The sequence below is a fragment of the Seohaeicola zhoushanensis genome (genome assembly GCF_014656415.1).
Lineage (GTDB): Bacteria > Pseudomonadota > Alphaproteobacteria > Rhodobacterales > Rhodobacteraceae > Seohaeicola_A > Seohaeicola_A zhoushanensis.
Map to the genome: position 1 here is coordinate 15,825 of NZ_BNCJ01000018.1, position 11,596 is coordinate 27,420.

Annotated in this window: 13 protein-coding genes; 4 read left to right on the top strand and 9 right to left on the bottom strand. The window is 65.2% G+C overall.

The window, feature by feature from the left end:
• Positions 1-18: 18 nt before the first annotated feature.
• Together IE266_RS20990 and IE266_RS20995 are read left to right on the top strand one after the other, a co-directional pair.
• Entirely contained in the window at positions 19-489 is a 471-nt protein-coding gene (locus tag IE266_RS20990; RefSeq protein WP_189682091.1) for a YcgN family cysteine cluster protein, read from the top strand.
• Positions 489-1,529: a threonine aldolase family protein gene (locus tag IE266_RS20995; RefSeq protein WP_189682092.1), complete on the top strand. Its 1,041-nt coding sequence runs from the start codon at positions 489-491 to the stop codon at positions 1,527-1,529. Before IE266_RS20990 ends, IE266_RS20995 begins: the two co-directional genes overlap by 1 nt.
• A gap of 18 nt (positions 1,530-1,547) precedes the next feature.
• Here the strand turns inward: IE266_RS20995 and IE266_RS21000 are convergent, their stop codons facing one another.
• Together IE266_RS21000 and IE266_RS21005 are read right to left on the bottom strand one after the other, a co-directional pair.
• On the bottom strand, positions 1,548-2,381 hold the full coding sequence (locus IE266_RS21000; protein WP_229864359.1) for an alpha/beta fold hydrolase: 834 nt from the start codon (positions 2,379-2,381) through the stop codon (positions 1,548-1,550).
• Entirely contained in the window at positions 2,378-2,983 is a 606-nt protein-coding gene (locus tag IE266_RS21005) for a 2-hydroxychromene-2-carboxylate isomerase (protein WP_189682093.1), read from the bottom strand. The genes IE266_RS21000 and IE266_RS21005 overlap by 4 nt, the downstream gene beginning before the upstream one ends.
• Before the next feature lie 106 nt (positions 2,984-3,089).
• On the opposite strand from IE266_RS21005, the gene IE266_RS21010 reads away from it, so the two are divergent.
• Positions 3,090-4,109, top strand: a complete 1,020-nt coding sequence (locus IE266_RS21010) for a ribose-phosphate pyrophosphokinase (RefSeq protein WP_189682094.1) — start codon at positions 3,090-3,092, stop codon at positions 4,107-4,109.
• A 104-nt stretch (positions 4,110-4,213) separates the two neighbouring features.
• Here the strand turns inward: IE266_RS21010 and IE266_RS21015 are convergent, their stop codons facing one another.
• The 7 genes from IE266_RS21015 to IE266_RS21045 form a co-directional block, all read right to left on the bottom strand.
• Positions 4,214-4,564 (bottom strand): H-type lectin domain-containing protein, encoded by a 351-nt coding sequence (locus tag IE266_RS21015; protein WP_189682095.1) that lies wholly within the window; start codon positions 4,562-4,564, stop codon positions 4,214-4,216.
• A 128-nt stretch (positions 4,565-4,692) separates the two neighbouring features.
• Entirely contained in the window at positions 4,693-5,109 is a 417-nt protein-coding gene (locus tag IE266_RS21020) for a F0F1 ATP synthase subunit epsilon (protein ID WP_189682096.1), read from the bottom strand.
• Positions 5,110-5,120: 11 nt separating this feature from the next.
• Entirely contained in the window at positions 5,121-6,542 is a 1,422-nt protein-coding gene (gene atpD, locus IE266_RS21025) for a F0F1 ATP synthase subunit beta (RefSeq protein ID WP_189682097.1), read from the bottom strand.
• Between the two features lie 21 nt (positions 6,543-6,563).
• A complete protein-coding gene (locus IE266_RS21030; protein ID WP_189682098.1) occupies positions 6,564-7,439 on the bottom strand; it encodes a F0F1 ATP synthase subunit gamma in 876 nt (291 codons plus the stop codon).
• 15 nt (positions 7,440-7,454) lie between these two features.
• Entirely contained in the window at positions 7,455-8,993 is a 1,539-nt protein-coding gene (gene atpA, locus IE266_RS21035; protein ID WP_189682099.1) for a F0F1 ATP synthase subunit alpha, read from the bottom strand.
• Positions 8,994-9,554, bottom strand: a complete 561-nt coding sequence (locus IE266_RS21040; protein ID WP_189682100.1) for a F0F1 ATP synthase subunit delta — start codon at positions 9,552-9,554, stop codon at positions 8,994-8,996.
• Positions 9,555-9,881: 327 nt separating this feature from the next.
• Positions 9,882-10,622: a class I SAM-dependent methyltransferase gene (locus IE266_RS21045; RefSeq protein ID WP_189682101.1), complete on the bottom strand. Its 741-nt coding sequence runs from the start codon at positions 10,620-10,622 to the stop codon at positions 9,882-9,884.
• Between the two features lie 68 nt (positions 10,623-10,690).
• On the opposite strand from IE266_RS21045, the gene gloB reads away from it, so the two are divergent.
• On the top strand, positions 10,691-11,458 hold the full coding sequence (gloB, locus tag IE266_RS21050; RefSeq protein ID WP_189682102.1) for a hydroxyacylglutathione hydrolase: 768 nt from the start codon (positions 10,691-10,693) through the stop codon (positions 11,456-11,458).
• Positions 11,459-11,596: the final 138 nt, after the last annotated feature.

Genomic DNA, 11,596 nt, shown 5'->3' on the forward strand with positions numbered 1-11,596 from the left:
GACTGTAGTGTCGCCCCCATGACGGACCGTTTCGACCGCAAGGGCCTGCGCCCCCGCTTCTGGGAAAAGATCCCGATGGAGGCCATGACCGAAAGGGAATGGGAGGCGCTCTGCGACGGCTGCGGCAAGTGCTGCATGAACAAGCTGGAGGACGAGGACACCGGCATCGTCGTCCTCACCCGCGTCGCCTGCCGCCTGTTCGACGACGAGAGCTGCGCCTGCGCGCAATACCCGATCCGGCACCAGTTCGTGCCCGAATGCATCGTCCTGCGCCCCTCGACCATCGAGGAACATCTCTACTGGCTGCCGCAGACCTGCGCCTATCGGCTGGTCCACGAGGGGCGGCCCCTTTACGACTGGCATCCGCTGATCTCGGGGCGGCCCGAGAGCGTGCATCATGCCGGCGTCTCGATGCGGGGCATGACGGTTCCCGAGTTCGAGGTGCCCGAGGAAGACTGGGAAGACCACCTGATCGAGGAACCGCTCTGATGTATTTCGCTTCCGACAATTCCGGCCCCGTTCTGCCCGAGGTGATGGCCGCACTTGCCCAGGCGAACGAAGGCTATGCCATGCCCTATGGCGCAGATCCGATCATGGAGGAGGTCCGCGCACAGGTGCGTGAGGTCTTCGAGGCGCCCGAGGCCGCGGTCTACCTGGTCGCCACCGGCACGGCGGCCAATTCGCTGGCGCTGGCGACGCTGGTGCAGCCCTATGGCACGGTCTTCTGCTCTCCGGTCGCCCATATCCACGAGGACGAGTGCAACGCGCCGGAGTTCTACAGTTCCGGGGCCAAGCTGACGCTGGTGCCCGGCGGCGACAAGATGACCGCCGAGGCGCTGCGGGCGACCATCGGCAAGGAAGAAACGCGCGGGGTGCATGGGCCGCAGCGCGGGCCGGTATCGATGACCCAGGTGACCGAGCGCGGCGGGGTCTATTCCCTCGACGAGCTGGCGGCGCTGACCAAGGTGGCGAAGGAGTTTGGCCTGCCGGTGCACCTGGATGGCGCGCGTTTTGCCAATGCGCTGGCGGCACTGGGTTGCACGCCGGCCGAGATGACCTGGAAGGCGGGCGTCGACGTGGTCTCCTTCGGCGGCACCAAGAACGGCTGCATGGGGGTCGAGGCGGTGATCCTGTTCGACCCGTCCCGCGCCTGGGAGTTCGAGCTACGCCGCAAGCGCGGGGCGCATCTGTTCTCGAAACACCGCTATCTCTCGGCGCAGATGGCAGCCTATCTGAGGGACGGTCTCTGGCTGGAGGCCGCAACGAAGGCCAACGCGGCCTGCAGCCGGCTGGCCGAGGGGCTGCGCGCGGCGGGCGCAAGTTTCCTGCACCCGGCCGAGGCCAACATGATCTTTGCCGCCTTCCCGCGCCACGCCCACCAGCGGCTGCACGACGCCGGGGCGAAGTATTACCTCTGGGACGGCGAGCTGGAGGGCGACCCGGACGAGGTGGTCGGTTGCCGGCTCGTCTGCGACTGGTCGGCCAGCGCAGAGAATATCGACCGCTTCCTTGAGCTGGTGCGCGGCTGAAGTAGCGTAGGGCGGCGTTTACCCCGCCGCCCCGCCGAGCGGCGCCCGCGCGAAGAAGTCGCGCAACAGGTCGGCCACCTGCTGCGGATGGGTCAGCGGCACCATGTGCCCTGCCCCCTCCACGGCGAGATCGACCGCGTCAGGCAGGCGCGCGGCGATTTCCGCGTTGGTCAGGCGGACAATCTCGATGGTGCCGGCCCCGCGCAGCAGCATTGCCGGCATTGCCGCACTGTCGAGCGCGCCGGGTGCCGTCAGCCCATGGCAATCCGCGATGATCGACGGGCTGCAGGCCGGCACGATGCGAACGCCGCGCGCCATGGCCTGTTGCGCCTGCGGTGGCAGGTCGTCGAAGGATGGCCCACCCGCATTGCCCCAGCCGCCGTTGAACAGCCGTGCCGCGCGCAGATCGTCGCCCTCGCGAAGGGCCTGGTGAAACTCGCCCGCCTCGGCCTGTTCAGCGGCGAGGATCTCGGGGTGGCTGTCGCGCACGAAGGCGAAGTAGACCGGCTCGATCAGCGTCACGGTTCGCACCAGCTGCGGGTAGTCGACCGCCAGCCGCAGCGCCACCGTAGCGCCGAAGGAATGACCGATCACGTCCATCGGCCGGGTCAGATGCGCCGCCGCGCCGTCGACCACGCGCTGCTGGAAATCGCCCGATCCATCCCAATCCGCGCTCTTGCCGTGGTTGGGCATGTCGACGGCGTGAATGGTCACCACATCCCCCATTGCCTCGGCCAGGCCGCGCCAGGCGCCGGAATGGGCCATGGTGCAATGCAGGGCCATCACCTCGCGCGGGCCGGTTCCGAAGCTGCGGCAGAACAAGGGCTGCGCGACCCGTTCCGGCCGGTTCACTTGCGTTTCGCCCCCAGATAGGCGTCGAGATCGTCAAGCCGGTCCTGGCCCCAGAAACGCTGGTCATCGGCATTGACGATATAGAAGGGCGCGCCGAAGACGCCGCGCGACACGGCTTCCTCGGTATTGGCGGCATAGGTTTCGGCGGCGGTCAGCATCCCCTTGTCGGCGAGATCCGGGTCGAAGCCGCAGTCGGCGAGCACCGAACGGATCACGTCGGGATCGGCGATGTCCTTCTCCTCGGCCCAGCAGGCGCGCAGGAAGGCATGGACCAGAGGACCGACATCTCCGGTGCCCGAATTCGCCGCCGAGATGATGGCGTAGGACGAGGGCGCGATGTTCGGCGGCCAGTATTGCGGCTTCAGGTTGAAGGGCATCTTCAGCTTGGCCGACTGCCGCAGCAGTTCCTGCGCACGGTATTCGTTGCGCGAGGGGTGACGATCCTTGGGCGGCACTCCGCCGGTGCGGGCGAAGACCGACAGCAGGTCGATCGGCTTGTAGGCCACGGTGACGCCATGCCGCGCCGCGATCTGTTCCAGCCTTGTGCCGGCGAGATAGGACCACGGCGACAGGGTGGCAAAGAAATAGTCAATGTCGGCCATGCGCAAGTTTCTCCCCAAGGCAACCTTTGCCTGACGGTAAGGCCATGTTAAGCGGTGTCAATAAGCCGAATCCTTCATTCGCCCTGCTGCTCCGGGAACTCCGCCAATGCCGACCATGACCGAACCCAAGCTCATCGCTGGGAATGCCAACCTGCCTTTGGCGAAAGCCATCGCCCGCCGCATGACGATGCACCGGGGCGCCCACACGGGACTGGTAGAGGCGCGGGTCGAGCGGTTCAACGACGGCGAGATCTTCGTCGAGGTCTTCGAGAACGTCCGTGGCGAGGACATGTTCATCATCCAGCCGACCTCGAACCCGGCGAATGACAACCTGATGGAACTGCTGATCATCTCGGATGCGCTGCGCCGGTCGTCGGCGGCGCGCATCACCGCGGTGATCCCCTATTTCGGCTATGCCCGCCAGGACCGCCGCACCAAGGCCCGCACCCCGATCAGCGCCAAGCTGGTTGCCAACATGATGGTCGAGGCCGGGATCGAGCGGATCCTGACGATGGACCTGCACGCCGCGCAGATCCAAGGCTTCTTCGACATCCCGGTCGACAACCTCTATGCCTCGCCGATCTTCGCGCTGGATATCCGGACCCACTTCAAGGGCCAGCTCGACCAGCTGACCGTGATCTCGCCCGACGTCGGCGGCGTGGCGCGTGCGCGTGAGCTCGCCAAGCGGGTGAATGCGCCGCTGGCCATCGTCGACAAGCGCCGCGAGAAGCCGGGTGAAGTGGCCGAGATGACCGTGATCGGCAACGTGCAGGACAAGATCTGCCTGATCGTCGACGACATCTGCGACACCGCCGGAACGCTCTGCAAGGCGGCCGAGGTGCTGATGCAGGCGGGCGCCAAGGAAGTGCACTCCTATATCTCGCACGGCGTGATGAGCGGTCCGGCGGTCGAGCGCGTGCAGAACTCTGTGATGAAGTCGCTGGTGATCTCGGACACGATCCAGCCGACCGAGGCGGTCAAGGCCGCCACGAATATTCGTATCGTGCCGACCGCGCCGGTCTTTGCCCAGGCGATCGTCAACATCTGGAACGGCACCTCGGTCTCGTCGCTGTTCGAGGACGCGACGCTGATCCCGATCTACGAGTCGCTTTACGGCGGAGAATGAGTCGGGAGGCCAGAGCGCCTTCCAGCCGGGAATGAAAACGCCGCGGACCTGGACGGGTCCGCGGCTTATCTCTTGCGAGGCGCCTGAATTGCCCTGTGGTGGGCTCAGGCGATATCCCAGTCGTCCTCGCCCGCGAGTTCGCCAATCGCCGTCCAGCCTGCGCGCATACGCGCCACGTGGGTGTCGAGCCAGGTGCGAAAGACCACATCGAAGCCGGTCTCGGTGACGTTCTCGGCCACCAGCTCGGCGCGGACGGCGGATTGCGTGTCCATGTCCCAGAGCGTGGCGGCCACCTGCACCGTGGGCGGCGCGCGGAAGGGTTCGGAGAAGGTGACGGCGCGGCGGCGTTCGCGCGGGCCGGAGCCGGTCCACATGTCTCCGCCGGTGTCGAATTCGGCGAAGACCACGACGTCGCCCTGATCGATCCCTATGAGGTGGCTGCGAAGTTTCTTCATGCCCTTGCCAGGTTGTGGACAGCTGCTCTGGCCCAAGGGCTAGCAGCTGAATCCGTCGAAAGCGTGAAAGAAAAGAACCGGCCCTGTTGCAGGACCGGTTCTTCTGTTTCCGTCCGGTGACCGAGCGGTCAGATCCGGATGTGGTCGCCGAGGGCGATCATGTCGGCAAGCAGCTTGGCTGCGTCATCGACCGGGCCCGGCTCGTTCTTGAAGGTCTCGCGTGCCTTTTCGTGCGCGGCGCGGGCGGCCTCGATCATCTCGTCGAGATGGGCCCGCGTGACCTCGCCCAGCGGCAGTGCCTTCTCGGCCAGGACCGAGACGCCATCCGGGTTGATCTGGGCGAAACCGCCCGAGACCAGATACTCGGCAGCGCCGCTCGGCCCGTCGACCTTGAGGATGCCGGGGCGCAGGGTGGTGATGACCGGCGCATGGTCGGGCATCGCCGTCATGTACCCGTCTGCTCCGGGGATCTGCGCCTCGCGCACCTTGAGCGAAGCCAGGCTCCGCTCGGGGCTCACGAGGTCGAATTGCATCGTCTCTGCCATGAGGGCGCTCCTTAGGCCGCGGCGGCGGCCATACGTTCGGCCTTGGCGATCACTTCGCTGATGCCGCCGACCATGAGGAAGGCAGCTTCGGGCAGGTGATCGTATTCGCCGGCAACAACCGCCTTGAAGGACGAGATGGTCTCTTCCAGCGGAACCTGGACGCCCGGCGAGCCGGTGAAGACCTGGGCCACGTCGAAGGGCTGGCTGAGGAAGCGCTCGATCTTGCGGGCGCGGGCCACGGTCAGCTTGTCCTCTTCGCTCAGTTCGTCCATCCCAAGGATGGCGATGATGTCCTGCAGCGACTTGTAGCGCTGGAGGATCTTCTGAACGTCGGTTGCCACCTTGTAGTGCTCTTCACCGACAACCGCCGGGTCAAGCAGGCGCGAGGTGGAGTCCAGCGGGTCCACGGCCGGGTAGATGCCCTTTTCCGAGATCGCACGGTTGAGAACCGTGGTCGCGTCGAGGTGGGCGAAGGAGGTTGCCGGCGCGGGGTCGGTAAGGTCGTCCGCGGGAACGTAGATGGCCTGCACCGAGGTAATCGAGCCCGACTTGGTCGAGGTGATGCGTTCCTGCAGCGCGCCCATGTCGGTTGCCAGCGTCGGCTGGTAGCCCACGGCCGAGGGGATACGGCCGAGCAGCGCCGACACTTCCGAACCCGCCTGGGTGAAGCGGAAGATGTTGTCGACGAAGAACAGAACGTCGGTCCCGGACTGGTCGCGGAACTGTTCTGCAAGGGTCAGACCGGTAAGAGCAACGCGGGCACGGGCCCCCGGAGGCTCGTTCATCTGGCCGTACACCAGGGCCACCTGCGAGTCGGCCAGGTTGTCCGGCTTGATCACGTTGGATTCGATCATCTCGTGATAGAGGTCGTTCCCTTCACGGGTCCGTTCACCCACACCCGCGAACACGGAGAAGCCCGAGTGCACCTTGGCGATGTTGTTGATCAGTTCCATGATGAGAACCGTCTTGCCCACGCCGGCGCCACCGAACAGGCCGATCTTGCCGCCTTTCGAGTAGGGCGCCAGCAGGTCAACCACCTTGATGCCGGTCACGAGGATCTCGGACTCGGTCGACTGGGCGGCGAAGTCAGGTGCCGGAGCGTGGATCGGGCGGAATTCGTCGGCGTTCACCGGGCCCTTTTCGTCGATCGGCTCGCCGACGACGTTGATGATGCGGCCCAGGGTGGCGTTGCCCACCGGAACCGAGATCGGCTTGCCGGTGTCGACCACTGCCTCGCCGCGGACGAGACCTTCGGTCGCGTCCATTGCGATGGTGCGGACGGTGTTCTCGCCCAGGTGCTGGGCGACTTCGAGCACCAGGCGCTTGCCGTTGTTGGTGGTTTCCAGTGCGTTCAGAATTTCGGGCAGCGCGTCATCGAACTGCACGTCGACGACGGCGCCGATGATCTGGGTGACTTTGCCTTTTGCAGCCATGTTTCGTCTCCGGTTTTTCTCTTACAGCGCCTCGGCGCCGGAAATGATTTCGATCAGCTCGTTGGTGATGACGGCCTGACGCGAGCGGTTGAACTGGATCGTCAGCTTGTCGATCATCTCGCCCGCGTTGCGCGTGGCGTTGTCCATCGCGCTCATCCGGGCACCCTGTTCCGACGCACCGTTTTCCAGCAGCGCGCTGAAGATCTGGGTCGCCACGCCGCGGGGCAGCAGGTCGGCCAGGATCTCGGCTTCGCCCGGTTCATAGTCGAACACGGTGCTGGCGCCGGTGCTCTCGGCCTGCTCGAAGGCAGCCGGGATGACCTGTTGCGCGGTCGGGATCTGCGTCACCACGTTGACGAACTTCGAGTAGAAGATCGTCGCAACGTCGAATTCGCCGGCGTCGAAGCGGCGCAGCACGTCGGCGGCAATGCCCTGCGCATCGCCATAGGAGATGCGCTTGACCTCGCCGAGGTCGACGTGGCCGACGAAGAGCGCGCTGTAGTCACGCTTGAGCGCGTCGCGACCCTTCTTGCCGACGGTCAGGATCTTGACCGTCTTGCCCTGCGCCTTCAGCTTCTCGATCTGCGCCTTGGCAAGACGCGCGATGTTCGAGTTGAAGCCACCGCACAGCCCGCGTTCGGCGGTCAGCACGACGAGCAGATGCACCTTGTCGCTCCCCGTGCCGCTGAGCAGCCGGGGTGCGCTTCCGTCCGAACCGACCGAAGCCGCCAGTTCCGCCATCACCGCGTTGAAGCGCTCGGCGTAGGGCCGAGCCTCTTCGGCCGCGTCCTGGGCGCGGCGGAGCTTGGCCGCCGCGACCATCTGCATGGCCTTGGTGATCTTGCGGGTCGACTTGACCGACTCGATCCGTTTCTTGAGGTCCTTGAGACTTGGCATGAGCCTATCTCTCCCTTACGCGAAGTCGGCGGCGAATTCGTCCAAGGCTGCCTTGAGCTTCTCTTCGTCCGCGCCCTTGATTTTCGGGTCGGCCGTGGTGAGCCAGTCAAGGATGTCCTTGCGCTTGCCACGCAGGAAGGCCAGCAGACCGCGCTCGAAGCGGCCGACGTCCGAGACGGGCAGCTTGTCGAGGTAGCCGTGGGTGCCGGCGTAGATCACGCAGACGATCTCGGCGTTGGTCAGCGGCGAATACTGCGGCTGCTTCATCAGTTCGGTCAGACGGGCACCACGGTTCAGCAGGCGCTGGGTGGCGGCGTCGAGGTCGGAACCGAACTGGGCGAAGGCGGCCATCTCGCGGTATTGTGCGAGTTCCAGCTTCACCGGGCCGGCGACCGACTTCATCGCGTTGGTCTGGGCCGAGGAGCCCACGCGCGAAACCGACAGACCGGTGTTCACGGCCGGACGGATGCCCTGGTAGAACAGTTCGGTTTCCAGGAAGATCTGGCCGTCGGTGATCGAGATCACGTTGGTCGGAATGAAGGCCGACACGTCGCCGCCCTGGGTTTCGATGACCGGCAGAGCGGTCAGCGAGCCGGCGCCGAAGTCTTCGTTCAGCTTGGCCGAACGCTCGAGCAGGCGGCTGTGCAGGTAGAACACGTCGCCCGGATAGGCTTCACGTCCCGGCGGACGGCGCAGCAGCAGCGACATCTGGCGGTAGGCGACGGCCTGTTTCGACAGGTCATCGTACACGATCAGGGCGTGGCGGCCGTTGTCGCGGAAGTATTCCGCCATTGCGGTCGCGGCGTAGGGTGCGAGGAACTGCATCGGAGCGGGCTCGGACGCGGTTGCGGCGACGATGGTGGTATAGGCCATCGCACCGGTTTCCTCGAGACGCTTCACCAGCTGCGCAACGGTCGAGCGCTTCTGGCCAATGGCGACGTAGATGCAGTAGAGCTTCTTGCTCTCGTCATCGCCGGCGGCGTCGTTGTAGGACTTCTGGTTCAGGATGGTGTCGAGCGCCACGGCGGTCTTGCCGGTCTGGCGGTCGCCGATGATGAGCTCGCGCTGGCCGCGGCCGATCGGGATCATGGCGTCGACCGACTTGAGGCCAGTTGCCATCGGCTCGTGCACCGACTTACGCGGAATGATGCCCGGTGCCTTGACGTCTGCAACGCCGGTCTTCGTGGCGTTGAGCGGGCCCTTGCCGTCGACCGGGTTGCCGAGGCCGTCGACCACGCGGCCGAGCAGCTCGTCACCGATCGGAACGCTCACGATCGACTTGGTGCGCTTGACGGTGTCGCCTTCCTTGATGTCCCGGTCCGAGCCGAAGATCACGACGCCGACGTTGTCGCTTTCAAGGTTCAGCGCCATCCCCATGATGCCGCCGGGGAATTCGACCATCTCGCCCGCCTGGACGTTGTCGAGGCCGTAGACGCGGGCGATACCGTCGCCGACGCTCAGCACGCGGCCGACTTCGGCCACTTCGGCTTCCTGGCCGAAGTTCTTGATCTGGTCCTTAAGGATCGCAGAAATTTCCGCTGCTTGGATACCCATTTATCCGACCTCTTTCATGGCATTCTGGAGGGAGTCGAGCTTCGAGCGGATCGAGGTATCGATCATCTTCGAGCCCACCTTGACGACAAGACCGCCGATGAGGCTTTCATCGACGGTCGCACGGATGTTCACCGACTTTCCGACATTCTTGCTCAGAGTGGCGGCAAGCGCTTCGGTCTGCTTCTTGGTCAGCGCCACGGCGCTCTGCACTTCGGCCACCACTTCGTTGCGGTGATCGGCAAGCAGGGCGCGCAGGGCGGCCAGCATCTGCGGCACGACGAACAGGCGGCGTTTTTCGGCCATGAGGCCCAGCACCTGCGTCAGCACCGGGGCAAGCCCCATCTTGGCGGCAACGGCGGCGATGGCCTTGCCTTGTTCCTCGCGCGAGATCAGCGGCGAGGAGATAACGTTGCGCAGATCGGCGCTTTCGGCCAGCGCATCGGCCAGCGCGTTCACCCCGGACTCGAGCTGATCGAGGCCTTTGCTTTCTTGCGCGATCTCAAAGACCGCGGTGGCATAGCGTCCTGCTATGCCGGCGGAAATCGAAGCTGGTTCGGACACGTCCACCCTTCCGACATTTTGGCCCCGGTTTGCCGCGCGACGCGCGATCTCCGGGGGCGTGACAGAACCCCACCGAAAGGCGGGGTCGCAAAATCAGGGCCGATGTAACAGAGCGGTCCTTGGCCCGCAATACAGCTTCTTGAACGAGGCGGAAGTAGTTATTAACGCGTTTTCAATAGGTTGATCGGGGTGCGACGGTTTGCTCCGCATATAACATTACAAAAAATCCATAATTTGCCTCCGTGAAGCCCGATTCCTGCGCGCGAAGGGGCGCTTTGGGACCGCTTCGCGGCCATTTCGGTGAATCACCGGCGGAACGGTCGCGGCTCAGATCGGCGAGGTTTCCGGTTTGGGTTGCAGCACCGGCAGCGGGTTGCGGATGGAGCTGCGCACGGGGTTGCCGCTGGCCGGTTGCACCCGCTTGCTGGCCTCGACTAGGAAGGCGCCGCAGGGAAAGACCGAGGGCAGCCGGCGGCCCATCCGTTCCATCAGTGGTCCGGTCTTGAGCCAGAACCGCCGTTCCGACGGCATCTGATAAAGCGCTGTGGCGTGGCGTTCCGGAAGGAAGCTGTGCGCCTTGAGTTGGCTCTCGAGCTGACCAAGCGTGTAGGGCCGTCCATAGCCGAAGGGCGTGCGGTCTGAGCGCGACCAGAGGCCCGCGCGGTTGGGGGCGATGAACACCGCCTTGCCGCCCGGTCCCAGCACGCGGAAGCATTCCTCGAGCAGCGCCGAGGGCCGTTCGGAGGTCTCCAGCCCGTGCATCACGACAAGCTTGTCCACGCGGCCGGTTTCCAGCGGCCAGAGCGTTTCTTCCGAAAGCACCGAGACATTGGGCATCCCCGCCGGCCAGACCATCACGCCCTGCGGCGCCGGCATCAGGGCGATGACCCGACGCGCCTCGGCCAGGTAGGGGCGCAGGAGCGGCACGGCGAAACCGAAGCCTGCGACGGTCTGGCCCTTCGCCTCGGGCCAGATGTCCAGCAGCCGGCCGCGCACCGAGGCCTGGGCGGCGCGGCCCAGCGTGCTACGGTAATAGAAGTTGCGCAGATCCTGCACATCAAGATGCATTGCGGCTCCCCGGGCGATGGGCCAAGCTGTCCCCCGGCGCAGTGTTAACCATGAAAGGGCGAAAGGCCATGCCTCTTGAAATCCTGACCATCCCCTGCCTGTCGGACAACTACGCCTTTCTTGCCCATGACGCGGCAAGCGGCGAGACGGCCCTGATCGACGCGTCCGAACCGGGGCCGATCCTGGCGGCGCTGGAAGAAAAGGGCTGGAACCTGACGCATGTGCTGCTGACCCATCATCACTGGGACCACGTCGACGGGCTGCCGGGGATCCTGGAAAAGCACAAGGCGAAGGTGATCGGCGCCAAGGCAGACGCGCATCGGCTGCCGCCGCTCGACCTGGCGGTCTCCGAGGGCGATACTTTCACCGTCGGCGGCGCGCCTGTGCATGTCTTCGACGTCTCGGGCCACACCGTTGGCCATATCGCCTTCTACATGCCCGAAAGCGCCGCGGTCTTCACTGCCGACAGCCTGATGGCGCTGGGGTGCGGGCGGCTGTTCGAAGGCACGCCGGACCAGATGTGGGCCTCGCTCTCCAAGCTCGCGGCGCTGCCGCCCGAAACTCTCGTCTGCTCGGGCCATGAATACACGCAGAGCAATGCCCGCTTTGCGATGACCATTGAACCCGACAACCCAGCGCTTATATCACGTGTCGATGAAATCACCCGCGCCCGGTCGGCGAACAAACCGACCGTCCCCTCGAAACTCTCGCTGGAACTGGCCACCAATCCCTTCCTGCGTGCGCACCTCCCCGAGGTGCAGCGCAACCTTGGGATGAGCGGTGCCGAGCCTGCCCGTGTCTTTGCGGAGATCCGTGGCCGGAAGGACCGCTTCTGATGTCGAAAATCCGCGCGTCGCGGCAACGCCCCGGAGAAATGTGAACGGATTCCACAAGAAAAACCTTGAAGCGCCGCAATGATCAACCAAACTCTAACACTATGAAGACATGGTTGGACCGGGGGAGCCGGTGTCCGC